Annotated in this window: 19 protein-coding genes and 1 pseudogene; 9 read left to right on the top strand and 11 right to left on the bottom strand. The window is 72.0% G+C overall.

What is annotated here, in order from left to right; genetic code table 11:
* The first annotated feature begins 27 nt into the window (after positions 1-27).
* Both AC4OXY_RS26390 and AC4OXY_RS26395 read left to right on the top strand, forming a co-directional pair.
* Complete coding sequence (locus AC4OXY_RS26390; protein WP_356026023.1) at positions 28-699, top strand: GntR family transcriptional regulator; 672 nt, start codon at positions 28-30, stop codon at positions 697-699.
* The gene (locus AC4OXY_RS26395; protein ID WP_376287952.1) at positions 696-2,006 is read left to right on the top strand and encodes an MFS transporter; all 1,311 of its coding nucleotides are present in this window, start codon (positions 696-698) and stop codon (positions 2,004-2,006) included. The genes AC4OXY_RS26390 and AC4OXY_RS26395 overlap by 4 nt, the downstream gene beginning before the upstream one ends.
* A gap of 67 nt (positions 2,007-2,073) precedes the next feature.
* On the opposite strand, the gene AC4OXY_RS26400 is transcribed toward AC4OXY_RS26395, so the two are convergent.
* Positions 2,074-2,898, bottom strand: coding sequence for a maleylpyruvate isomerase family mycothiol-dependent enzyme (locus AC4OXY_RS26400; protein ID WP_356026028.1), 825 nt, complete (start codon positions 2,896-2,898; stop codon positions 2,074-2,076).
* Positions 2,899-3,117: 219 nt separating this feature from the next.
* Between AC4OXY_RS26400 and AC4OXY_RS26405 the strand changes: the two genes are divergently transcribed.
* Positions 3,118-3,942: a carbon-nitrogen family hydrolase gene (locus AC4OXY_RS26405; protein WP_362820702.1), complete on the top strand. Its 825-nt coding sequence runs from the start codon at positions 3,118-3,120 to the stop codon at positions 3,940-3,942.
* A gap of 13 nt (positions 3,943-3,955) precedes the next feature.
* Here AC4OXY_RS26405 and AC4OXY_RS26410 read toward each other — a convergent pair whose 3' ends face one another.
* Positions 3,956-4,450, bottom strand: coding sequence for an LURP-one-related/scramblase family protein (locus AC4OXY_RS26410; RefSeq protein ID WP_356026033.1), 495 nt, complete (start codon positions 4,448-4,450; stop codon positions 3,956-3,958).
* 31 nt (positions 4,451-4,481) lie between these two features.
* Complete coding sequence (locus AC4OXY_RS26415) at positions 4,482-5,459, bottom strand: helix-turn-helix domain-containing protein (protein WP_362822596.1); 978 nt, start codon at positions 5,457-5,459, stop codon at positions 4,482-4,484.
* 52 nt (positions 5,460-5,511) lie between these two features.
* Here AC4OXY_RS26415 and AC4OXY_RS26420 point away from each other — a divergent pair, with 52 nt between their 5' ends.
* Entirely contained in the window at positions 5,512-5,907 is a 396-nt protein-coding gene (locus tag AC4OXY_RS26420) for a cupin domain-containing protein (protein ID WP_376287953.1), read from the top strand.
* A gap of 77 nt (positions 5,908-5,984) precedes the next feature.
* Here the strand turns inward: AC4OXY_RS26420 and AC4OXY_RS26425 are convergent, their stop codons facing one another.
* Positions 5,985-7,310: a M18 family aminopeptidase gene (locus AC4OXY_RS26425; protein WP_362822594.1), complete on the bottom strand. Its 1,326-nt coding sequence runs from the start codon at positions 7,308-7,310 to the stop codon at positions 5,985-5,987.
* Positions 7,311-7,384: 74 nt separating this feature from the next.
* On the bottom strand, positions 7,385-9,211 hold the full coding sequence (locus AC4OXY_RS26430; protein WP_491994644.1) for an acyl-CoA dehydrogenase: 1,827 nt from the start codon (positions 9,209-9,211) through the stop codon (positions 7,385-7,387).
* A gap of 197 nt (positions 9,212-9,408) precedes the next feature.
* On the opposite strand from AC4OXY_RS26430, the gene AC4OXY_RS26435 reads away from it, so the two are divergent.
* From AC4OXY_RS26435 to AC4OXY_RS26445, 3 genes are all read left to right on the top strand, one after another.
* Positions 9,409-9,894, top strand: coding sequence for an SseB family protein (locus AC4OXY_RS26435; protein WP_356026042.1), 486 nt, complete (start codon positions 9,409-9,411; stop codon positions 9,892-9,894).
* 116 nt (positions 9,895-10,010) lie between these two features.
* Positions 10,011-10,988, top strand: a complete 978-nt coding sequence (locus AC4OXY_RS26440) for a pirin family protein (protein WP_356026044.1) — start codon at positions 10,011-10,013, stop codon at positions 10,986-10,988.
* A gap of 56 nt (positions 10,989-11,044) precedes the next feature.
* A complete protein-coding gene (locus tag AC4OXY_RS26445) occupies positions 11,045-12,139 on the top strand; it encodes an AI-2E family transporter (RefSeq protein WP_356026047.1) in 1,095 nt (364 codons plus the stop codon).
* Here AC4OXY_RS26445 and AC4OXY_RS26450 read toward each other — a convergent pair.
* On the bottom strand, positions 12,061-14,268 hold the full coding sequence (locus AC4OXY_RS26450; protein WP_491991163.1) for an ATP-binding SpoIIE family protein phosphatase: 2,208 nt from the start codon (positions 14,266-14,268) through the stop codon (positions 12,061-12,063). The genes AC4OXY_RS26445 and AC4OXY_RS26450 overlap by 79 nt on opposite strands.
* Before the next feature lie 216 nt (positions 14,269-14,484).
* Here AC4OXY_RS26450 and aspS point away from each other — a divergent pair, with 216 nt between their 5' ends.
* A complete protein-coding gene (gene aspS, locus AC4OXY_RS26455) occupies positions 14,485-16,248 on the top strand; it encodes an aspartate--tRNA ligase (RefSeq protein ID WP_356026052.1) in 1,764 nt (587 codons plus the stop codon).
* 47 nt (positions 16,249-16,295) lie between these two features.
* Here aspS and AC4OXY_RS26460 read toward each other — a convergent pair whose 3' ends face one another.
* On the bottom strand, positions 16,296-17,027 hold the full coding sequence (locus AC4OXY_RS26460) for a hypothetical protein (RefSeq protein ID WP_402066659.1): 732 nt from the start codon (positions 17,025-17,027) through the stop codon (positions 16,296-16,298).
* A gap of 69 nt (positions 17,028-17,096) precedes the next feature.
* Here AC4OXY_RS26460 and AC4OXY_RS26465 point away from each other — a divergent pair.
* Positions 17,097-17,291: pseudogene (locus tag AC4OXY_RS26465) on the top strand (hypothetical protein); the annotation flags it as partial.
* Between the two features lie 89 nt (positions 17,292-17,380).
* Here the strand turns inward: AC4OXY_RS26465 and metG are convergent.
* The 4 genes from metG to AC4OXY_RS26485 all read right to left on the bottom strand — a co-directional run bounded on the left by metG (position 17,381) and on the right by AC4OXY_RS26485 (position 24,366).
* The gene (gene metG, locus AC4OXY_RS26470; RefSeq protein WP_356026054.1) at positions 17,381-19,093 is read right to left on the bottom strand and encodes a methionine--tRNA ligase; all 1,713 of its coding nucleotides are present in this window, start codon (positions 19,091-19,093) and stop codon (positions 17,381-17,383) included.
* 146 nt (positions 19,094-19,239) lie between these two features.
* A complete protein-coding gene (locus tag AC4OXY_RS26475) occupies positions 19,240-21,333 on the bottom strand; it encodes a VWA domain-containing protein (RefSeq protein WP_491991164.1) in 2,094 nt (697 codons plus the stop codon).
* A gap of 73 nt (positions 21,334-21,406) precedes the next feature.
* Entirely contained in the window at positions 21,407-23,356 is a 1,950-nt protein-coding gene (locus AC4OXY_RS26480; protein WP_356026059.1) for an FUSC family protein, read from the bottom strand.
* 53 nt (positions 23,357-23,409) lie between these two features.
* A complete protein-coding gene (locus tag AC4OXY_RS26485) occupies positions 23,410-24,366 on the bottom strand; it encodes a hypothetical protein (RefSeq protein WP_356026062.1) in 957 nt (318 codons plus the stop codon).
* Positions 24,367-24,458: the final 92 nt, after the last annotated feature.

A 24,458-nucleotide genomic window follows, 5' to 3' on the forward strand; every position in this document is an offset into this window, starting at 1 on the left:
CGTACGTGTTGTATCTATCCTGTGGGCATGAAAACGGCCGTCCAGCAGCCAGCGCCCCCGATCAAGCAGCCACCCGCCGCCGACCGCGTCTACACCCACGTCAAACAAGGTGTCCTCGACCGTCGTTACGAGGGCGGGACCCTGCTCACCGAGGGCGAGCTGGCCGAAGCCGTCGGGGTCTCGCGCACCCCGGTGCGCGAGGCGCTGCTGCGACTGGAGGTCGAGGGCCTGATCCGGCTCTACCCGAAGAAGGGCGCCCTCGTGCTGCCCGTCTCCGCGCAGGAGATCGCCGATGTCGTGGAGACCCGGCAGCTGGTCGAGGAGCATGCCGCGCGCAAGGCCGTACCCGCGCCGCCCGCACTGCTGGAGCGGCTCGCCGTGCTGCTGGAGCAGCAGAAGGCGCAGGCCGCCGCCGGGGATCTGGCCGGTGCGGCGGTGACCGACCGCACCTTCCACGCCGAGATCGTGCGCAGCGGCGGCAACGAGATCCTCTCCCGGCTCTACGACCAACTGCGCGACCGCCAGCTGCGGATGGGTGTGGCCGTCATGCACTCGCACCCGGACCGGATCGCCAAGACCCTGGCCGAGCACGAGGAGATCCTGGAAGCGCTGCGCGCCGGGGACGCGCAGGCGGCCGTCGGGGTCGTGCACCGGCACGTGTCCTGGTTCGAGCACCTCGCGCGGGGTGAGGTGCGGTGAGCGCCACGACGAGCAAGGCCACCCTCCCGGGTGACCCGCCGGGCGGCCGACGCGCCGCCGCCGTATGGTCCATAGGCGTCGCCGTCTACTTCGTCGCCGTCATCTTCCGTACGTCACTGGGCGTCGCGGGTCTGGACGCCGCCGACCGGTTCCACGTCAACGCCTCCGCGCTGTCCACGTTCTCCATACTTCAGCTGCTGGTCTACGCCGGCATGCAGATACCCGTCGGCCTGCTGGTCGACCGGCTCGGCACGAAGAAGGTGCTGAGCATCGGCGCGGTGCTGTTCACGGCCGGGCAGCTCGGCTTCGCCTTCTCGCCGTCGTACGGCACCGCGCTCGCCTCCCGGGCCCTGCTGGGCTGCGGCGACGCGATGACCTTCATCAGCGTGCTGCGCCTCGGCACCCGGTGGTTCCCGGCCCGGCGCGGTCCGCTGATCGCGCAGCTCGCGGGGCTCGTCGGCATGGCGGGCAACCTGGTCTCCACGCTGGTCCTCGCCCGCCTGCTGCACAGCATCGGCTGGACCCCGGCGTTCGCGGGCAGCGCGCTCGCCGGTGCCGTGGTGCTGGCACTGACGCTGCTGTTCCTGAAGGACCACCCCGAGGGGTACGAGCCGGAGCCGTCCCCGCACCGGGGCGCGGCCTATGTGCGGCGGCAGATCCTGGCCTCCTGGCGGGAGCCCGGGACGCGGCTGGGGCTGTGGGTGCACTTCACCACCCAGTTCCCGGCGATGGTGTTCCTGCTGCTGTGGGGCCTGCCGTTCCTGGTCGAGGCGCAGGGGCTGAGCCGGGCCACGGCCGGCGAGCTGCTGACGCTGGTCGTGCTGTCCAACATGGTGATCGGGCTCGTCTACGGCCAGATCGTCGCCCGGCACCACGCGGCGCGGCTGCCGCTGGCGCTCGGGACGGTCGGGGCGACGGCGCTGATGTGGGCGGCGACGATCGTCTACCCGGGGGAGCGGGCGCCGATGTGGCTGCTGGTGGTGCTGTGCACGGTGCTCGGGGCCTGCGGGCCGGCGTCGATGCTCGGCTTCGACTTCGCGCGGCCGGCCAATCCGCCCGAGCGGCAGGGGACGGCGTCCGGGATCACCAACATGGGCGGGTTCATCGCCTCGATGACGACGCTGCTCGCGATCGGGGTGCTGCTGGACGCCACCGGTGACGACTACGACATCGCGTTCTCGGCGGTGTTCGTGCTGCAGGCGCTGGGCGTCAGCCAGATCCTGCGGCTCCGGGGGCGGGCGGCCCGGCGTGAGCGCGAGCGGCTCGTCGCCAGCCGGGTGGAGACGGTCCACGTGCCCGCGGCGTAGCCCCCGCCCCCACCTGCTGTGACAACCTGCCGTGGCGCTCACCGGCGGCCGCCCGCCACGACATCGGCTACGGCGTCACCGTGAAGTTGCGCAGGATCGCCGCCGTCAGGTCCGGGTCGCCCTCGGTCTTCACCCGGTCCGTCACCGCCTCCGGGGTGACGCGGCCGCAGGCCAGGCGGACGTAGGTCTCCCAGTCGAGGGTGAGCGTGGCGGCGGGGCCGAGGGCCGGGGCCGTCTCCAGGGTGCCCCGGCCCTGGATGTCGACGCGGATCGTGCGCAGGAACTCCACCGGGCCGTGCACGTCGAAGACGATCGCCGAGCTGCGCGGCGCGTTCGCGCCCTTGGCGACGACCTTGGGGAGCGCGTCCAGAAGGACGTCGCGGACCACGTGCGCACCCGGCGAGTCGAGGTTGCCGGGCAGGCCGAGGGCCGTGCGCAGGTCCTGCTCGTGCACCCACACGTCGAACGCCCGGGTGCGGTAGGCCTGTTCCAGGGTCACGTCCTTGCCCAGCGGGCCGCGCACCGTGGTGCCGGGGTCGCGGGACTCGTTGCGGTGCTGGCGGTTGCGCCGGATGACCGTGTACTCCAGCTCGGCCGTCATCTCCGGCGCCGTGTGATGGCGGCGGCTGTCGACCTGCATCTCCATGTAGCGCTGGTGCTCGGTCCTGACGTGGAAGAGGTCGCTCGGCAGGGAGTGGATGGGGCGCGGGTCGCCGAGCATCTCGCAGTCCAGGCCGATGACGTGCGACACGACGTCGCGGACCGACCAGCCGGGGCAGGGGGTCCGCCGGTTCCACTCGCTCTCGACGAGCGGCTGCAGCATCCCGGATATCGCTTCGACGGAGTGTGTCCAGGCGTCGGCGTAGGGCTGGAGGGTGGGATGCAGACTCACGGAACGGGACCCCTCGGCGGTCGGTACACGGGCAGGTTGTGGCGGCGTTGCCAGCGGGCGGCGGCGGCACGGCGGTGGGTGTCTGGGTCTCCCCCAATTCTCGGCTGCGCTCGAATCGGGGGGACCCCCAAGTTACGCTGCAATCAGTCACCCCGGCAGTGCTTTCGTGTGACGATCGTAGGCCTGTGTGGACGTCTCGAATGCCAGGACGGTGGTAGTGTGCGCGCCTCGCTGATCCAGATCGCCGTGAACGAGGACGAATCGGTCGACTCCCGGCGGCAGCGGGTGGCCGGGCTGGTCCGGGAACAGGCCGGTGCCGATCTCGTGGTCCTCCCCGAGCTGTGGACCACCGGCGCCTTCGCCTACGAGGAGTTCGGCCGCGAGGCCGAGCCGCTCGAAGGGCCGACGTACGAAGCGATGGCCAAGGCCGCGAGCGACGCGGGCGTGTGGCTGCACGCCGGGTCGATCCCGGAGCGCGCCGCATCCGACAGCGGCTCCGCCTCGGGCGACGGGCCGCTCTACAACACCTCTCTCGTCTTCTCCCCCTCCGGTGAACTGGCCGCCGCCTACCGCAAGATCCACCGCTTCGGCTTCGACAAGGGCGAGGCCGTGCTGATGGGCGCGGGGCAGGAGCTGGTGACGGTCCGGCTGCCCGGGACCACGCTGGGCGTGGCCACCTGCTACGACCTCCGTTTCCCCGAACTCTTCCGCGGGCTGGTCGACGCCGGCGCCGAGATCCTCGTCCTCCCGGCGGGGTGGCCCGAGCGGCGGCGCGCGCACTGGACGCTGCTGGCTCAGGCGCGGGCGGTGGAGAACCAGGCGTTCGTGCTCGCCTGTGGAACGGCCGGGACGCACGCCGGAGTTCCCCAGGCCGGTCACTCGATCGTGGTGGATCCGTGGGGCGAGGTGCTCGCCGAGGCGGGCCCGGGCGAGGAGGTCCTAACGGTCGACCTCGACCCGGCGAAGGTGGCCGCCACCCGCGAGCAGTTCCCCGCCCTGAAGGACCGGGTCCTCGGCCTGCGCCCGCCGCACGACAGGGCCTAGCCCCACCAGCGGCCTAGTCCTCCTCGCGCTCCTTCTCCGCGAGGTGGATCACGCACACCGCCACGGCGATCAGCAGGGCCGGGTCCGCGTCCTCGCGGACGACGTCGACGCCGTAGGTCTCCCGCAGGTGCAGCCGGCGGCGGGAGATCACCGCGAGGAGTTCGCCGTCGTACTCGACCGCGAACTCGCGGTCCAGGATCTTCCCGCTGACGTCCAGCTCGCTCCCGTCGGCCAGGGCGACCCGGTAGTGGTTGCGCAGCAGGGACAGGCGTTTGCGGCGGATCCTGGCCAGGCCCTCGCCGTCCCGCTCGATCACCATCGTGTCGCGCAGCGCGAACATCTTCTGGTGGATGTCGATCAGGACGCGTCCGTGGGCGTCCTTCAGCTCGAAGGTGTCCCGCAGCCGCATCGCCTTGCCGTCGACGAGGAACACCTTCCGGCCGTGTTCGTCCTCGATCCAATAGTCTTCACCGATGCCGAGGAGCCGGTCGCGTACGAGGAATCTCATGCGGGTACCGTTCCCCGCCGTTCCTTGATCATCACCGTACCGCCGGCCCGAAGCGCCTGCGGTACGCCGATGGGCTGAGCCCCGTCTCCCGGCGCAGCCGTGCCCGCAGATTGGCCGCCGTACCGAGGCCGCTGCGGGCCGCGACGGCGTCCAGGCGTTCCTCGCCCCGCTCTATCAGCCGGCAGGCCAGGGCCACGCGCTCGCCGGTGAGCCAGGCCAGCGGGGTCGTGCCGAGCTGCGCGCGGAAGCGGCGGTGCAGCGTGGCGGGACTGACGGCCGCGCGGGCGGCGAGGTCCGCCACGGTCAGCGGCTCGGCCAGCCGTTCCTGCGCCCAGGCCAGCAGCGGGCCGAGCGACTCGTCGGGCACGTCGGGCACCGGGCGCTCCACGAACTGCCGCTGGCCGCCGTCCCGGTGGGCGGCGAAGACGAGGCGCCGGGAGACGGCGTTCGCGAGTTCGGCGCCGTGGTCGCGGCGCCAGACGTGCAGCCCGAGGTCGAGCGCGGCCGCGCTGCCGGCGGCCGTGAGCAGGTCGCCCTCGTCCACGAACAGCACGTCCGGCTCCAGCAGCACCCTGGGATGCAGCTCCCGGAACTTCTCCGCCCACATCCAGTGCGTGGTGGCGCGCCGGCCGTCGAGCAGTCCCGCCTCGGCGAGGGCGAAGCTGCCGGTGCAGAAGCTGATGATCCGTGCTCCACGCGCGTGCGTGCGGCTGATGGCGTCGAGGACGTCGGCGCCGCGCGGTACGACGTTGTCGGGGCGGCCCGGTACGACGAGGGTGTCGGCCTCGTCCACCGCCTCCAGGCCGGACACGCCGGTCAGGGTGAAGAAGCCGTGGTTCATCCGGGCCGCGGAGCCGGGCGCGCACAGCGTCACCTCGTACAGGGGCCCCGGGAAGCCCAGTTCGGGCCTCGGCAGGCCGAACAGCTCGGTGGCGACGCCGACCTCGAAGGGGTTGGTGCCCTCGTCGACGATCACGACGACCCGGTGTTGAGAGGATCTTTGCGGCATATGCGATTCCTGGCACTCGTACGAGCAGCCCGGCCACCCGCACGATGACGGCATGGAACCCATCGAACCCATCTCGCTGGACAAGGCCTTCGCCTCCTTCGACGCGTGCTGGAGCCCCCGTATCGTCGCCGCCGTCAACGACTACGACGTCCGTATCGCCAAGTTCGAGGGCGAGCACGTCTGGCACGTGCACGAGGACACCGACGAGTTCTTCCTGGTCCTCGACGGCGAGGTGCACCTGGGGCTGCGCGAACCGGCCGGCGAGCGCACGGTCGTCCTGACCAGGGGGTCGGTGTTCACCGTCCCGCGCGGCACCTTTCACAAGCCGTCCGCGCCCCGGCGCGCCGAGGTCCTCCTCTTCGAGCCCACCGGCACCCTCTCGGTCGGCGACCGGCACGAGGAGGTGCCGGACCACGTGGACGCGACCACGGGACACGCCCTGTCCTGACCCGGTGCCGGAGCCGGGCGGCACTCCTGGATCCGTGACGGGCCGGGGGCGCCGCGGTGGCGCCCCCGAGTCGCCGGCTAGCCCTCCAGGAACGCCGTCAGCGCGTTCGCCAGGAGGAACGGGTCGTCGGCGCCGCAGAGTTCGCGGGCGCTGTGCATCGACAGGATCGCCGCGCCGATGTCGACCGTGCGGATGCCGTGGCGGGCCGCGGTGATCGGGCCGATCGTGGTGCCGCAGGGCATGGAGTTGTTGGAGACGAAGGTCTGGAAGGGGACGTTCGCCTTCTCGCAGGCCGCGGCGAAGACCGCCCGGCCCGAACCGTCCGTGGCGTAGCGGTTGTTGACGTTGACCTTGAGGATGGGGCCGCCGTTGACCCGGGGGTGGTGGGTGGGGTCGTGGCGCTCGGCGTAGTTGGGGTGGACGGCGTGGCCCGTGTCGGAGGACAGGCAGACCGTGCCGGCGAAGGCGCGGGCGCGGTCCTCGTAGGAGCCGCCGCGGGCGAACACCGAGCGTTCCAGGACCGAGCCGAGCAGCGGGCCGTCCGCGCCGGTGTCCGACTGGGAGCCGTTCTCCTCGTGGTCGAAGGCGGCGAGGACCGGGATGCGGGTGAGGGCGGCGCCGGAGGTCGCGGCCGAGGCGAGGGCGGCGGCGGCCGCGTGCACCGACAGCAGGTTGTCCATGCGCGGGCCGGCGAGCAGTTCCCGGTCGCGGCCGAGGTAGGCCGGCGCCTCCACCGGGTGCACCATCAGGTCCCAGCCGGCCACCGAGCCGGCCGCGAGCCCGGCCTCCTGCTCCAGGAAGGAGACGAGGTCGCCCTCGCGCACGTCGTTGCCGAGGCCCCACACCGGCTGGAGGTGGCGCTGCTTGTCGAGCTTGAGGCCCTCCGTGGACACCGAGCGGTCCAGGTGGATCGCCAGCTGGGGGACGCGCAGCAGCGGACGGTCCACGTTCACCAGGACCGAGGAGCCGTCGCGCAGGGTCAGCCGGCCGGCCAGGCCCAGGTCGCGGTCCAGCCAGGAGTTCATCAGCGGGCCGCCGTAGATCTCGACGGCGACCTGGCGCCAGCCGTGCGCACCGCTGTCCGGCTGCGGCTTGACGCGCAGGTTCGGGGAGTCGGTGTGCGCGCCGACGATGTGGAACGGGGTGTGCGGCTCCGCGCCCTCGGGGACGTACCAGGCGACGATCGCGCCGCCGCGCAGCACGTACCTGCCGCCGCTCCCCGCGGCGGAGGCCGCCGATGTCCGCGCGTCCCAGGCGTCCGTCTCCGAGACCTGGCGGAAGCCGGCCTTCTCCAGCCGCGCCGCGGTGGTCGCCACGGCGTGGTACGGCGACGGTCCGGCCGCCAGGAAGGACATCAGGTCGTCGGTGTGGCCGCGGTCGAAGCGGGCAGCGGGTGCGCTCATGGGTTCACCTTAACGACGGGCGCGGGCCCGCTCCCCCCGGAAGGGAAGCGGGCCCGCGCGACGGACCTACGGGATCAGAACGCGGCCTCGTCCAGCTCCATCAGGTCCAGCTCGACGCCCGTGGCGACCTTGCGGGCGAGGGTGACGCCGGGCAGGACGTTCGCGGCGAAGAACTTCGCCGCGGCGATCTTGCCGGTGTAGAAGGCCTGGTCCTTCGCCGAGGCGGTGGCCAGCTTCTCGGCGGCGATGGCGGCGCCCTTGAGGAGCAGGTAGCCGATGACGACGTCGCCGGAGGCCAGCAGCAGGCGGGTGGTGTTCAGGCCCACCTTGTAGATGTTCTTGGTGTCCTGCTCGGTGGCCGCGAGGTCGGTCAGCATCAGGCCGACGATGGCCTCCAGCTCGACGGCCGCCTTGGCCAGGTGCTCACGGGCGCCGGACAGCTCCTCGCCGCCGGTGCCGAGCGCCAGGAACTTCTTGATGTCCTCGGCGAGGGAGTTCAGCGCGGCGCCCTGGTTGCGGACGATCTTCCGGAAGAAGAAGTCCTGGCCCTGGATCGCCGTGGTGCCCTCGTAGAGGGTGTCGATCTTGGAGTCCCGGATGTACTGCTCGATCGGGTACTCCTGGAGGAAGCCGGAGCCGCCGAAGGTCTGGAGCGACTGGGCGAGCTGCTCGTAGGCCTTCTCGGAGCCGTAGCCCTTGACGATCGGCAGGAGCAGGTCGTTCAGCGCGTGCTCGGCGGCGGCGTCCTCGCCGTTCGCCTCCTTGACCTGGATCGCGTCCTGGACGGAGGCGGTGTACAGCACGAGGGCGCGCATGCCCTCGGCGTACGCCTTCTGCGTCATCAGCGAGCGGCGCACGTCGGGGTGGTGGGTGATGGTGACCTTGGGCGCGGCCTTGTCCATGAACTGCGCGAGGTCGGGGCCCTGGACGCGCTCCTTGGCGTACTCCAGCGCGTTCAGGTAGCCGGTGGAGAGCGTGGAGATCGCCTTCGTGCCGACCATCATGCGGGCGAACTCGATGATGCGGAACATCTGGCGGATGCCCTCGTGCTTGTCACCGATGAGCCAGCCCTTGGCGGGGTGCCGGTCGCCGAAGGTCATCTCGCAGGTGTTGGAGGCCTTCAGGCCCATCTTGTGCTCGACGTTGGTGGCGTAGACGCCGTTGCGCTCGCCCAGTTCGCCGGTCTCGAAGTCGAACTCGTACTTCGGCACGAGGAAGAGGGACAGGCCCTTGGTGCCGGGGCCGGCGCCCTCGGGGCGGGCGAGGACGTAGTGGAGGATGTTCTCCGACATGTCGTGCTCACCGGAGGTGATGAAGCGCTTCACGCCCTCGATGTGCCAGGAGCCGTCCTCCTGCTGGACGGCCTTGGTGCGGCCGGCGCCCACGTCGGAGCCCGCGTCGGGCTCGGTGAGCACCATCGTGGAGCCCCACTGCTTCTCCACGGCGATCTTGGCGATGTGCTTCTGGACCTCGTTGCCCTCCTCGAAGAGGATGCCGGCGAACGCCGGGCCCGAGGAGTACATCCACACGGCCGGGTTGGCGCCCAGGATCAGCTCGGCGTAGGCCCAGATCAGGGAGCGCGGCGAGGTGGTGCCGCCGATCTCCTCGGGCAGGCCGAGGCGCCAGTACTCGGAGTCCATGAAGGCCTGGTAGCTCTTCTTGAAGGACGCGGGGACCGGCGCGGTGTTGGTCTCCGGGTCGAAGACCGGCGGGTTGCGGTCGGCGTCGGCGAAGGACTCGGCCAGCTCGTTCTCGGAGAGGCGGGTCAGCTCCTCCAGGACGCTCTTGGCGGTCTCGACGTCCATCTCCTCGAACGGGCCGGTGCCGTACACCTTGTCGCGCCCCAGTACTTCGAAGAGGTTGAACTCGATGTCGCGGAGATTCGACTTGTAGTGCCCCATGGCGACGGCTCCGTAGAGGGATCGGCGAGGCACTGACTCCTCGCAGCCTAATTCACATACCAACAAGTAGCTACGATGATGCTACCCGTCGGTAATAAGACGCAACCCCTCTCGGCCCGAGTGTGAGAAGGGTCTACTCCGCGGGGGTTCTGCCGCTCTGCCCCTGCCCCGCCCCGGGCCTCGGTACGCTTGCGCCCATGTACGGATACGGCCAGCCCATGGACGGTGGTGCTGCTCAGCAGCAGTACGGCTCGGCGCAGCAGCAGATGCAGGGCGGAGCCGGCGGGTACGGCCAGCAGCCGCCGCTCTACCCGGAGCCGTCCCCGCCCTCCCTCGCGGACGCGGTGCGCGCCTTCACCACCGGGCAGATGGCCGCCGAGGACTTCCAGCAGATCTTCGCCACGTCGAAGGTGTACTGCCCGCGCGGTGACACCCCCGGCTTCCTCGCCCTGCACAACACCCAGCAGCCGGTGATCCCGATGTTCACCTCGCTGAAGGAGCTGCGCCGGTACGCGGGCAAGGAGTCCAAGTACTTCGTGATCACCGGCGCCGAGGTGATCGATCTGCTGCCGACCGGCTACGGCTTCGTCCTGGACATGGAGGGCGAGCACCGGATGGTGTTCGACGCGAAGGCCGTCGAGCAGATGGTGGACTTCGCGATGCGCCGGATGTACGGCGGCTGAGCCGCGCGCCGTCTCGACCGAGAGAGCCCGGAGGGAATGCCCTCCGGGCTCTTCGCGTTGGGGGTGGCAGAAAGTTCAACGCTCAACTAAAGTGGGCGCACAAGGAGGTACCGACCATGCCTGCAGTGACCGTCGAGAACCCGTTGACGCTGCCCCGCGTGACCGCACCCGCCGACGCCGTCGCGCGTCCGGTGCTGGCTGTCAGCACCGCTCCGAGCGGTTTCGAGGGCGAGGGTTTCCCCGTCCGTCGGGCGTTCGCGGGGATCAACTACCGTCACCTCGACCCGTTCATCATGATGGACCAGATGGGCGAGGTGGAGTACGCGCCGGGCGAGCCCAAGGGCACCCCCTGGCATCCGCACCGCGGCTTCGAGACCGTCACCTACATCATCGACGGCACCTTCGACCACCAGGACAGCCACGGCGGTGGCGGCACCATCACCAACGGTGACACCCAGTGGATGACCGCCGGCTCGGGCCTGCTGCACATCGAGGCCCCGCCGGAGTCCCTCGTGGTGTCCGGCGGCCTCTTCCACGGCCTCCAGCTGTGGGTGAACCTGCCCGCCAAGGACAAGATGATGGCTCCGCGCTACCAGGACATCCGCGGCGGTCAGGTCCAGCTGCTCACCTCCCCCGACGGCGGCGCGCTGCTCCGCGTCATCGCGGGCGAGCTGGACGGCCACCAGGGCCCCGGGATCACGCACACGCCGATCACGATGATCCACGCGACGCTGGCGCCGGGCGCGGAGATCACCCTGCCGTGGCGCGAGGACTTCAACGGCCTGGCGTACGTCCTGGCGGGGCGCGGTGCGGTCGGTGCCGAGCGGCGTCCGGTCCACCTGGGCCAGACCGCGGTGTTCGGCGCCGGGTCCTCGCTGACCGTCCGCGCGGACGAGAAGCAGGACAGCCACACCCCGGACCTGGAGATCGTCCTCCTCGGCGGACAGCCGATCCGTGAGCCCATGGCGCACTACGGCCCGTTCGTCATGAACACCCGCGACGAGCTCCAGCAGGCCTTCGAGGACTTCCAGAAGGGCCGGCTGGGGACGATCCCGGCGGTGCACGGCATGACCGAGGGCGGACCGCAGGGCTGACTCGGTTGGTTCAAGGAAACAGGGCACACGTCCGGCGGTCATGATCCGCTGGACGTGTGCATCTGCTCCCCGATCCCGTCCGGCGCCTCGCCGCCTGGTGCGCCGTGCTGCTGCTCGTCGCGGGAGTGGGCTGGGTCGGGGTGCGGCTGTGCGGGGAGTTCCGTACGGCCGTCACGCCGGTGCTGCTCGCGCTGCTCGGGACCGCGCTGCTCGGGCCGTTGTACCGGCAGCTCGTCGCGGCGCGGGTACAGCCGTCGGTGGCGGCCGCCCTGACCTGCGTCGCCGTCGTGGCCGTGGTCGGCGGGGCCGTGTACATCGTCGTCGCCGCGCTCGTCGACACCGGGGACCAGATCATCTCCTCGCTGCGGGCCGCCGCCAAGAGCGTGTCCCAGCACTTCGGGGCCGCCGGGACCGGGCTGGACGACCTGGCCGCCAACTCCCGCAAGCTGCTGGCCAAGTTCGGCGGGACGGCCGCCTCCAACGTGATCAGCGGGGTGAGCGTCGCCGCCGAGAGCATCGCCATGGCGGTCCTCGCCCTGCTGCTCGTCTTCTTCTTCCTGCGCGACTCCCACCGGGCCGTCGAGGGCCTGCGCGCCATTGCGCCCGGGGACACCGCCGACACCGTGGAGGCCATCGCCCGGCGGGCCTTCGAGGCGGTGGAGGGGTTCATGCGCGGTACGACGCTCATCGCGCTCATCGACGCCGTCTGCATCACCGTCGGCCTGCTGGTCCTGCGGGTGCCCGGCGCGATCGGGCTCGGCGCGCTGGTCTTCGTCGGCGCCTACATCCCCTATCTCGGCGCCTTCCTCTCCGGCGCGGTGGCCGTCCTGGTCGCCCTCGCCGACCGCGGCTTCGTCATCGCGCTGTGGGCGCTCGGCGTCGTCCTCGCCGTGCAGGTGCTGGAGGGGCATGTGCTGCAGCCGGTCATCCAGAGCCGGACCGTGCAGATGCATCCGGCGGTGGTGATGCTCGCGATCACCGCCGGGGCGTCCGTCGCCGGCATCCTCGGCATGCTGCTCGCCGTACCGCTGACCGCGGCCGCCTTCGGGGTGGTGCAGGAGCTGCGCGGCCGTTACGCGGCGCCGCCCTCCGCGGCCGCCTCGGCCTCCCCGACGCCGTCGGACCCGTCGGCCCCGCCCCCGGACTCGTAGAGCGCGAACCAGATGCTCTTGCCCTCGCCCCGGGGGTCCACGCCCCAGGCGTCGGCGAGGAGCTCGACCAGCATCAGGCCGCGCCCGGAGGAGGCCAGCTCGCCGGGGCGGCGCCGGTGGGGCAGGTCGTCGCCCGTGTCCGTGACCTGCGCCCGGAGCCGGCGCGCCCCCGGTTCGCCGGTCACCTCGGCCAGCAGCAGCGCGTCGGTGTCGGTGTGGACGAGGACGTTGGTGACCATCTCCGAGACGAGCAGCACCGCCGAGTCGACCTGGTCCGGCGAGGCCCAGTCGTGCAGCAGCTCGCGCAGGTGCTGGCGGGCCTCGGTGATCCGGTCCGGCTCGTCCTGCGCCACCGACAGCAGGGTGCGCCGGACCGCGGGCCGGGCGGTGCGCTCCGGCGTCCGGCACAGCAGCACCAGCGCGATGTCGTCCTCGCGGCGGTCGGCCAGCGGGCCGGTGGTGTGGTGCGAGGACGGCCCGTGCACGCCCTGCACCAGCGCGTCCGCCAGCGACTCCAGGCCGGCCGCCCCCTGCTGAGCGTCCGCCGGGTGGTCCTCCAGGATCGCGCGCAGCCGCAGCCAGCCGCTGTCGATGTCGTGCCCGCCGGTCTCCAGCAGGCCGTCGGTGCACAGCATCATCGTCTCGCCGGGTTCGAGGGCGAAGCGGGTCGTCGGGTAGTCGGCGTCCGGGTCGATGCCGAGCGGCAGCCCGCCCGCCGTCGGCCGCATCATCACCGTGCCGTCGGCCATCCGGATCGCCGGGTGTGGGTGTCCGGCGCGGGCGATCTCCAGCATCCCGGTTGCCGGGTCCACCTCGATGTACACGCAGGTCGCGAAGCGCAGGTCGGCCGACTGGTCGGTGTGGTCGGCACGGGCGTCGCGGGTGTCGTGGCCGTCGTGGGCGATGCCGTGCAGGAAGCGGGAGACACGGGAGAGCACGGCGTCCGGGCGGTGGCCCTCGGAGGCGTACGCCCGCAGGGCGATGCGCAGCTGGCCCATCAGGCCCGCCGCCCGTACGTCATGGCCCTGGACGTCCCCGACGACCAGCGCGAAGCGGCCGGAGGGCAGCGGGATCATGTCGTACCAGTCGCCGCCGACCTGGAGTCCGCCGCCGGTCGGGATGTACCGGGCGGCCACCCGCATGCCCGGGATCTTCGGGCCGAGCGAGGGCAGCATGGAGCGCTGGAGGCCCTCCGTCAGCTCGCGCTCGGACTCGACGGCACTGGCCCGGGACAGCGCCTGGGCGAGCATCCGGGCGACCGTGGTGAGCACCGCGCGCTCGTCGGGCGTGAACGCCACCGGGCAGGTGAAGGCGGCCAGCCAGGCGCCCATCGTGTGCCCGGCGACCGTCAGCGGCAGAAAGGCCCAGGACCGGCGGCCGAAGGGCTGGGCGAGCGGCCAGGTGACGGGGTAGCGCTCCTTGTACTCCTGCGGCGAGGAGAGATAGACCGCCCGGCCGGTGCGAGCGACCTCGGCCGCCGGGTAGTCGGTGGCCAGCGGCATGTCCGAGAACGGGTTCATGTCGCCGGGCTCGTGCCCGTGCTGGCCGGTGATCGTCAGCCGGTCGCCCTGGACCCCGAAGACCACCAGCCCGTCCGGGGAGAAGCCCGGCATCGACAGACCGCCGGCCACCCGCAGCACCTCCTCGGTCGACCGGGCCTCCGCCAGCGCCCGGCCCGCGTCCAGCAGGAACGCCTCCCGTGAGCGCCGCCAGTCCCCGGTGACCGCGCTGCGCCCGGCCGGCGTGCCCGGGGCCGGCTCGGTGACCTCCTGGAGGGTGCCGATCAGCTCGAAGGCCTGCCGCTCACGGTCGTAGGACGGCTTCGACCGGCTGCGCACGACCCGCAGGACGTTCCCCCGCTCGTCCATGATCCGGATGCGTACCTCGGCGAGCGTGCCCTCGGCGACCGCCAGCGGCACCACCCCGGTGATCTCGTTCCAGTCGGCCGGGTGCAGCCGGGCCCGCGCCTGGGCCTCCGTGAGGGTGGCGGGCTCCGCGGGCAGCCCGAGCAGCCGCGCCGCCTCCGCGTCGACGGTGACCAGTCCTGTGGCCGTGTCCCAGTGCCACAGCCCGGTCGCGAGGGCGGCGAGGACGTCCCCGACGGACGGAAGCGGCTCGCGTGTACGCATTGCCCCACTTTAGGAAGGTCCGAGCGGAGGGTGCCACCGTAGGAACGGGAGGAACCTGCCCGCCCTCGCATACGGAGGATCCTCCAGTCGGGGACGCGGAAAAGGGTGGAGAGCCGATCTTGGGGTGCCCGGTACCCTTGATGGGTCCGGGCCCCGTGCCCGATTCGGTCAGGGAGAGCACCCTGGCGGACCACGAACGAAGGACGATGAACGACGATGCATCGGTACAGGTCCCACACCTGCGGCCAGCTCCGCGCCTCTGACGTCGACACCGACGTCCGGCTGAGTGGCTGGCTGCACAATCGGCGCGACCTGGGCGGCATCCTCTTCATCGATCTGCGCGACCACTACGGCATCACGCAGCTGGTCGCCCGCCCCGGCACGCCCGCGTACGAGGCCCTGGACACGATCTCCAAGGAGTCCACGGTCCGCGTCGACGGCCGCGTTGTTTCACGTGGAACCGAGAACATCAACCCCGAGCTGCCCACCGGCGAGATCGAGGTCGAGGTCTCCGAGGTCGAGCTGCTCGGCGCGGCAGCCCCGCTGCCCTTCACGATCAACGCCGAGGACGGGGTCAACGAGGAGCGGCGCCTGGAGTACCGCTTCCTGGACCTGCGCCGCGAGCGCATGCACCGCAACATCATGCTGCGTACGGCGGTCATCTCCGCGATCCGCCACAAGATGACCGCGCTCGGCTTCAACGAGATGGCGACGCCGATCCTGTCCGCGACCTCCCCCGAGGGCGCCCGCGACTTCGTCGTCCCCTCCCGGCTCAACCCCGGCAAGTTCTATGCCCTGCCGCAGGCCCCGCAGCAGTTCAAGCAGCTGCTGATGATCTCCGGCTTCGACCGCTACTTCCAGATCGCGCCCTGCTTCCGCGACGAGGACGCCCGCGCCGACCGCTCGCCGGGCGAGTTCTACCAGCTCGACGTCGAGATGAGCTTCGTCGAGCAGGAGGACGTCTTCCAGCCGATCGAGCGGCTGATGACCGAGCTGTTCGAGGAGTTCGGCGGCGGCCGCCACGTCACCTCCCCCTTCCCGCGGATCCCGTTCCGCGAGGCGATGCTGAAGTACGGCTCCGACAAGCCGGACCTGCGCGCCCAGCTGGAGCTGGTGGACATCACCGACGTCTTCGAGGGCTCGGAGTTCAAGGCCTTCGCCGGCAAGCACGTGCGCGCCCTGCCGGTGCCGGACGTCTCCGCCCAGCCGCGCAAGTTCTTCGACCAGCTCGGCGACTTCGCCGTCTCCCTCGGCGCCAAGGGCCTGGCCTGGGTCCGCGTCGGCGAGGACGGCGCGCTGTCCGGCCCGATCGCGAAGTTCCTCACCGAGGAGAACGTCGCCGAGCTGACCAAGCGCCTCTCGCTCGCCCCCGGCCACGCGATCTTCTTCGGCGCGGGCGAGTTCGACGAGGTCTCCAAGATCATGGGCGCCGTCCGTGTCGAGGCCGCCAAGCGCGCCGGCCACTTCGAGGAGAACGTCTTCCGGTTCTGCTGGATCGTCGACTTCCCGATGTACGAGAAGGACGAGGACACCGGCGCGATCGACTTCTCGCACAACCCCTTCTCGATGCCGCAGGGCGGCCTGGAGGCCCTGGAGACCCAGGACCCGCTGGACATCCTGGGCTGGCAGTACGACATCGTCTGCAACGGCGTCGAGCTGTCCTCCGGCGCGATCCGGAACCACGAGCCGGAGATCATGCTGAAGGCCTTCGAGATCGCGGGCTACGACCGCGAGACCGTCGAGGAGAAGTTCGCGGGCATGCTCCGCGCGTTCCGCTTCGGCGCCCCGCCGCACGGCGGCATCGCCCCCGGCGTGGACCGCATCGTCATGCTCCTCGCGGACGAGCCCAACATCCGCGAGACGATCTCCTTCCCGCTCAACGGCAACGCCCAGGACCTGATGATGGGCGCGCCGACCGAGCTGGAGGAGGCCCGGCTGCGCGAGCTGCACCTGAACATCAGGAAGCCGCAGCCGAAGTAGACAGTGCGTGCGGCTGAGGCCCGGAACCCCGAGGTGGGTTCCGGGCCTCAGCCGTTGCCGGTGTCGTCGTTGTCCTCGTCGTCGCTGTCGGGGAACTCCTCGTCGGGAGACGCGCCGTCCTCCAGCAGCCGTTCGGCGATGTCGTCGGACCAGTGCTGGGCCCAGGCGCGCAGGGCGACGACCTCGTTCTCGTCCAGCCCGTGGCGCAGGAAGTCCCGGTCGGCGTAGAAGTCCGTGCCGGTCAGCCGGGACTGGAGGGTGGGCAGGTCGAAGGGGTCATGGGCGTGCCGGCGGCCCAGCTCCTCCAGGCCGGGCAGCGGGAACCGGGCGGCCGCGGCCCGCGCGTCGACCAGGTCGACGGCGGCGCCCCGGTCGTACAGCGCGCGGATCTTCGTACCGACCGCGTCCGCCAGGGACAGCGTGGGGCCGTACTCGGTGAGGCACGGCGGCCGCCAGAGCGCCTCCTTGTGCAGCGCGAGCGCGCACTGCTCGCCGCTCTCGGGGTCGGTGACCGTCAGCTGAGCGGTGAGCACGCCGACGGTCCCGGTCCGCACCCGGCGGCCCCGTGCCTCCAGCGCGGCGGCCACGGCACCGGCGATCATCGGCAGGTCCTCGGGGCTCTCCGTGGCGAAGTCGAGGTTCGCGTGCGGCCGGTGCAGCAGACCGTGCGCCTGGAGGGCGTAGCCGCCGGCGAGCACCAGCCCGTGGGGGCCGCCCGCGGTGACGACGTCGGCGAGCAGCCGGCGGTGGGATTCGGGGAGGTGGACGTGGTGGTTCACGACATCGGACTCTGCCAGAGAAAATTCCGGGCAGGCGGGCAACTCTTCGCGGCGCGGCGGCCACTGAGGGGGCGCCAGTACCAGATCCACGACGGCGACTTCGACATCACCAAGGGCTCGGACCTGGTCACCGTCGACGACGGCTATGCGCCCCTGTACAGCATCGACTCCCGCGTCAAGGCGCAGGTCGTGGCGCAGAACAACTTCTGGAGGGTGCCGAGCGGCGGCAAGGTCGCGGCGCTGCTCAGCGGCGACGGCACCGGCGTCCTGAAGGAGGCCGTCCGGACCCGGGCATGCGCGAGGGCGCCGAGTGCTGAAACCCGGCGCCCTCTGCGCTACGGAGTACGACCCGGTCAGCCCGCGTCGCCGCCGAAGCGCTCCTTGTACGCCGCCAGGTCCTCGTCGGTCAGCTTGGCGAACAGGACCGGCGGGACGGTGAAGGCGGTGCCCGGCGGGACGGAGGCGAGGGACCTGGCCTCGTCCGGGGTGACCCAGGTCGCGGTGTCCTCGGTCAGGGCGAAGGCCTCGCGCATCGCCTTGGCCGTGGCCGGGATCAGCGGCTCGGAGACCACCGCGTACAGGTGGATCAGGTTCATCGCCGTACGCAGCGTCAGGGCGGCCGCGTCCTTGTCGGTCTTGATCTCCAGCCAGGGGGCCTTCTCCTCCAGGTAGGAGTTGCCGGCCGACCACAGGGCGCGCAGGGCGGCGGCCGCCTTGCGGAACTGGAGGGTCTCCATGTGGCCCTCGTACTCGGCGAGGAGCTCGGCGATCTGCTCGCCGAGCTTCGTCTCGGCCTCGCCGGGCGTGCCGCCCTCCGGGACCGCGTCGCCGAAGCGCTTCCTGGAGAAGGACAGGACGCGGTTGACGAAGTTGCCGAGGGTGTCGGCGAGGTCCTTGTTGACCGTGGCGGTGAAGTGCTCCCAGGTGAAGGACGAGTCGTCCGACTCGGGCGCGTTGGCGATCAGGAAGTAGCGCCAGTAGTCGGCGGGCAGGATCTCCAGGGCCTGGTCGGTGAAGACGCCGCGCTTCTGCGAGGTGGAGAACTTGCCGCCGTAGTACGTCAGCCAGTTGAAGGCCTTGACGTAGTCGACCATCTTCCAGGGCTCGCGGATGCCGAGCTCCGTGGCCGGGAACATCACCGTGTGGAAGGGGACGTTGTCCTTGGCCATGAACTCGGTGTAGCGGACGTCCTCGGCCTCGTACCACCACGACTTCCAGTCGCGGTTCTCCGGGTCCCGGTCCGCCCACTCCTTGGTGGCGCCGATGTACTCGATCGGCGCGTCGAACCAGACGTAGAAGACCTTGCCCTCGGCGGCCAGCTCCGGCCAGGTGTCGGCCGGGACCGGGACGCCCCAGTCCAGGTCACGGGTGATCGCGCGGTCGTGCAGACCCTCGGTCAGCCACTTGTGGGCGATCGAGGAGGCCAGCTGCGGCCAGTCCTTGTCGTGCTTGGCGACCCACTCGCGGACCTCGTTCTCCAGCTTGGACTGGAGGAGGAAGAGGTGCTTGGTCTCGCGCACTTCGAGGTCCGTGCTGCCGGAGATCGCCGAGCGCGGGTTGATCAGGTCGGTCGGGTCCAGCACGCGGGTGCAGTTCTCGCACTGGTCGCCGCGGGCCTTGTCGTAACCGCAGTGGGGGCAGGTGCCCTCGACGTAGCGGTCGGGCAGGAAGCGGCCGTCGGCGGGGCTGTACACCTGCCGGATCGCGCGTTCCTCGATGAAGCCGTTCTCGTTCAGCCGACGGGCGAAGTGCTGGGTGATCTCGCGGTTCTCCGGGGACGAGCTGCGGCCGAAGTAGTCGAACGCGAGCGCGAAGCCGTCGTAGACCGCCTTCTGGGCGTCGTGCGCCTGCGCGCAGAACTCGGCGACCGGCAGACCCTGCTCCTTGGCGGCCAGCTCGGCGGGGGTGCCGTGCTCGTCCGTCGCGCAGATGTAGAGGACGTCGTGGCCGCGCTGGCGCAGGTACCGGGAGTACACGTCCGCCGGGAGCATGGACCCCACCATGTTGCCCAGGTGCTTGATCCCGTTGATGTACGGAAGGGCGCTGGTGATGAGGTGTCGAGCCATCGTGGCTGCTCCCAGGTCGCTGCTTTTTCTGCGGTTTCGAACCTTGAAATCGTAGCCGACAGGGGTGGGCCGCCCGCTTCCCGTTTTGCAGGGTGGGACCCGGAGGGAAGGGGGCGGCCCGGTGGGGACGGGGTGACTACTGTCGGTTACGGCTTCCAGTCGATCAGTACGCCGTCGTACAGCTCGGTGTCCGTCAGCTCGCGGGGGGCCGGGCCCGCGTGGAAGAAGGACGTGTTGGGGGTCTTCAGCTTGCGGAGGTAGTCGAAGGCCTTGTTGTCGTGGTCGCCGAAGGCGACGAAGGAGAAGAAGACGGCGGGGTGGGAGCCGGCGGCCGCGGTGAGGGCCTGGGTGGCGGGGGTCTTGGCGTCGGGGGCGCCGTCGGTCTGGAAGACGACGAGGGCGGGCGTGCCGGGGCCGTCGTTGTCGTTGGCGTCGTTGTGCCGGTCGTAGTGGGCGAGTACGGCTTCCACGGCGGCGTGGTAGCTGGTACGGCCCATGCGGCCGAGGCCGGCGTGGACGTCGTCGATCTTCGTCTCGTGGTCCGGGGTGAGGGTGAGGTCGGTGGTGCCGTCGACCTCCGTGGAGAAGAAGACGACGTGGACCGAGGTCTCCTCGGGCTCCAGGTGGGCGGCGAGGGCGAGGGTCTGGTCGGCGAGGGCCTGGGCGGAGCCGTCCTTGTAGTACGGGCGCATGCTCGCGGAGCGGTCGAGCACGAGGTAGAGCTTGGCTCGGGTGCCGGTGAGGCCGGCGGTGGCGAGGGCGTCCGCGGCGGCCTTGTGGGCGGTGGTGAGGGAGTGGGGCAGGGGGGTGGTGGCGGTTGCCTCCGGCGCGACGGGAGTCGGCGCCTCGGCTTCGCCTTCGGCACCGGTGCCCCCACCCGCACCACCCGTACCACTCTCGTCGTCGACCGCGGGTGGCCCCTGCGGGACGTCCTCGCCGTCGGCGGCTTGCGGCACGGTGGCCGGCTCCCCGGCCGCCGCGGCGGCGTTGTCCGCGGGGGCGGTCGTCTCGTCGGCCTCGGGGGCCGGTGCCGGGGCCTCCGGCGCGACAAGGGCGGGCGCTGCCTCCGGTTCGGGCTCGGCTTCCGGGGTGGCGGCGGTTGCCTCCGGCGCGGCGGGGACGGGCGCCGGCTCGGCCTCGGGCTCGGCTTCGGGCGTGGGGGCGGTCGCCTCCGGGGCGGGGGCAGTGGCTTCCGGCTCCGCCTCCGTCTCCGGTTCGGTGGGCTCTTGCGCGACCTGCTCGACGGTCGGCTGGGGTTCGGTCTCCGGTTCGGCCGTCGGCTCCGTGGCCGTCTGCGGCTCGGCCGCTTCCGCGGTGGTGGGTTCCGGTGCGGCCTCCGGCTCGGTCCGTGCCGCTTCCGGTTCCGGCGTCGGGTCCACGTCGGTGGTGGGCGTGGCCTCGGCCGTCTCCTGCGGGCCCGGCTCGGCGCCGTCCGCCGCCTGCGGCTCCTCGTTCCGGGGCTCCGCCTCCGGCTCGGTGTCAGCCTTGGCTTCGGCTTCGGCGCCAGCCTCGACCCCGGCCGTCGTCTCGGGCTCGGTGCCAGCCTCGGCCTCTGCCGTCGTCTTGGGCTCGATGTCGGCGTCGGCCTCGATGTCAGCCTCGACCAGCGAGTTGGCTTCGGCGTCGCCCCCGACCTCGGCCGTCGTCTCGGGCTCGGCGTCGGTGTCGACGGTTGCCTCGCCCTCGACCGTCGCCTTGGGCTCGGTGTCGACCTCGACCGTTGCCTTGACCTCGCCGTCAGCCGTCGCCTCAGCCTCAGCCGTGGCCTCGACCTCGCCCTCGACGGTCGCCTCGCCCCCGGCCTCAGCCTCGGCCGCCGCCTCGTCCTCGACGGTCGCCTTGTCCTCGGCCTCAGCCGTGGCCTCAGCCTCAGCCGTGGCCTCGACCTCGTCCTCGACGGTCGCCTCGCCCCCGGCCTCAGCCTCGGCCGTCGCCTCAGCCGTCGCCTCGCCCCCGGCCTTCGTCTCGGCCTCAGCCTTCGTCTCCGGGCCGGTGCTGGATTCGGTCAGGGCCTCCGGCTCGGTCGGGTGGGGGACCTTGACGTTGTCGAAGGCGGCTGCCACCAGGTCGTGGGTGCCGGGGTTTTCCTGGCGGGGTTCGGGGACCGTGGCGGTCGGGCCGGAGGCCGTTGTGGGGGGCTCGGTCGGTCGGGTCGCGAGACGGCTCGCACCCTCCGCCTCGGCGGCTCGTCCCTTGCGTGAGCGGCCGAATGCGTTCCGCAGGAGAGTGAGAATGCCCATGTGCGCAACCCTTCGCGTGAGTTGATGCCCGTAGATCCCTGGCCAGGACGGACACGTAAGGTTAGCGAAGCGCTCAGTGGGGAGATGCGATCGACCGGGCCGCGGCGACCTCCTGGCGCAGGGGTTCCAGAACGCTGCCCGCCGGGCCGGTGAGATCCGTGCGAACCGGGGTCAACGTTTCGGCGTTGCGCACGCCCTCCGACAGCTCCCGCAGTTGCAGCGCGATCTGCGCGACCTCGGCCGGCGACGGCGGCTGCGCCCCGTGCTTCACGCGGACGCGGGCCGCCGTCGTGGCGTCCACGATGCGCTCGACGGCGACGACCAGCGGCCACCAGGCCGCTGCGCGGCGGCCGGTCGGCGGCGGTTCGGTCAGGGCCCGCTGGAACTCCGTACGGATGACCGACAGATCGCGGTAGAGGCGGCGGCGCATGCGGGCGCGGGCGGCGGGGTCCGGGGCCGTGCCCGGGGCGAACGCCTTCTCCACGTAGGCCGCCGTGTCCGCCACCGCGTCCGCCAGACGGTCGCCGACGCGGGTGCGCCAGCTCTCCGGCCACAGGAGGTACCCGGCGGTCAGGGCGATCGCGCAGCCCAGGAGGGAGTCCGTCAGGCGGGGCAGGAGGAGGGCCGTGCCCTGGTGGTTCAGGATGTCCGAGAGGAGGAGGATCACCGGGGTGATGGCGGCGGTCTGGTAGCCGTAGCCCCGTGGGGTCAGGGCCGGGATCAAAGGGGCCAGGAACAGCATCGCCGGGACGTCCCACCAGCCCAGGGGGACCTCGGCCAGGACCACCGCCGCGATCACCAGGCCCGCCACCGTGCCGAGCGCGCGCAGCAGGGCGCGGGAGAAGACCGAGCCGAAGTCGGGCTTGAGGACGAAGGTGATCGTCAGGGCCACCCAGTACGAGCGCGGGACCGGGATCAGGGAGACGAGGGCCTGGGCGATGCCGATGCAGACAGCGAGGCGCAGGCCGTAGCGCCAGGAGTTGGCGGAGAGGATCACGTTGCGGGTCGCCCGTGCCGTGCGGATGCCCAGGGCGGCGGGGCGGCCGAGGCGGTCGTCGATGCCGCGCGGGTCCACGTCGGGGCAGGCGACCACCTCGGCCGTGTGGCGCAGGGCGTGGTCCACCGCGCGGGCCGTCTCGGTCAGCGGGACCGGGAGGTCGAGCGCCGTCGGACCCGTGGCGCCCGTTTCGACGGCGTGGGCCAGGCGGTGGACGGCCTCCGGGATCTGCGGGGACAGCGGGCGGGCCGCCCAGTGGGCCGCGGGGGCCGCCTCCAGTATCGGGGTGACGGCGTTCAACTGGGCCAGCAGACGCGTGAGTTCGGGGCTGCGGCCGTGCTGGCGGGCGCGGCGGGCCAGCACCAGGTCGTACGACTGGTTCAGGGACTGGGTGACCGCCTGGCGGGCCTGGTCGTACTCCTCGATGCGGTCGGTGCCGGAGACGGTGAGGAGCGCGGCGACCGCGCGGTACGTGGCGGCCACCGCCGCGCGTTCCGGTACGCCCGAGCGCAACGGCCAGGCGAGCAGGGCGAGGAGGAGGACCAGGAGGCCGCCGCCGCTCATCAGGGCCGGGGCGAGCCACCAGGGGCGGGGCAGGGGCAGGCCCGCGCCCACCACGCAGTTCAGGAGCAGGAGCAGGCCGGAGACCGAGGCGACCGCGCCGATCGTCGAGATCATGCCGGAGAGCAGGGCCACACCGGTGACCGCCGCCACCGCGTACCAGCCGTGGCCGTACACCAGCGTGCCCAGCGTGACGCCGACCGCGCCGAGGAGCTGGGGGACGGCGATGTTGAGGATGCGCATGCGGTAGGCGTCGGCGGTGTCGCCGATGACGCCGGAGAGGGCGCCCATGGAGGCGAGGGCGCCGTAGGCCGGGTGGCCGGTGGCGAGGCCGATCGCGAGGGGGAGGGCCAGGGCGATGGCGGCGCGGGCCACGGCGGGCCGGTTGACGGGGGACTGCTGGGGTTGGAGGTTCCGGACCAGCCAGTCGGGAGGGGTGAGGCCGATGGGGAACTCTCGGGACATGGGCCCATTATCCGGTTCCGCTCCGGCTTCCTCTCAGGTCAGGTCAGGTCGGGTCAGGCCTGTGCCCGGGACCGGGGTGTCTCCGGTGTCGGCGCCGGGGCCGGCGGCCGGCGGCGGGAGGGGCGGCCCGGGCGGTTCAGGCGGACGTTGCGGGTCAGCCAGGTGACCGCGGCCGCGGTCAGGCCGAGGGCCAGCAGGAGCCAGGCCGTGGTGCGGAGGGTGGCGGTGAGGGCGTCGTAGACCGCGGCCGCGGCGGGGTGGGGGACGTCGGCGGGCAGGTCGGCGAGGGTCAGGGCGCGGCCGATGGACAGGGCCAGGGCCAGGAGGCCGCCGCCCAGAGCCGTGCCGAGGGCGGTCGCCGTGATGGCCCGGCGGCGGTGGACGGCCAGGCCGATGCCGGTCGCGGCGAAGGCGACCGCCGCGACCGGCAGCCAGAAGCCGGCTACCTCCAGCACGTGGAACCCCTTCCGGTACGCGGCCAGTTCGTCCCCGGGGAGCACGGCGACCGGGGTGTGCTGCACCGGGATGCGCGCGGCCAGCGGCACGTGGTCCTCGGTGAGCCGGCGCTTGACCGGGTCGGTGACGGAGGCGAGGTCGACGGTGACCGGCTGCCCGGCCGTCATGTCCTGCTCGTCGCGCAGGGCGCGCAGCACCGCGTCGTGGGTGACCTGGTTGCCGGTGTCCCAGGCCAGCCGGAACGCCTCGGTCTGGGTGAAGGAGCGCACCGCGTCGTGCACGAAGGGACGCAGGGAGCCTCCCCCGGAGGGGGTACCCCCGGCCGGGCGGACGGTCATGTGCTCGTCCACCACGCGCCAGAGGCCGTCGCCGACCGTGTTCGCGACGGCTTCCCGCACCGCCGGGTCGGCGGCGAGCGGCGCCATCGTGGTGACGTAGCGGCCCGTGTCCACCAGCCCGTACGCCGCCCAGGCCGCCAGCGTGCCGAACGGTACGAGGAGGCAGGACAGGGTGATCAGTGCGGCCGACAGGGCGCTCCTGAGACGTGGGGGCACGTTTCCAGGCAACGGCCTTCGGACGGGGCGCGCGACCCGGGCGCGGCGTTCGGGTGGTCTTCGCCCCGTCGTGCGCCCCGCCGTGCGGCCAC

This window comes from Streptomyces sp. HUAS MG56 (assembly GCF_058673395.1).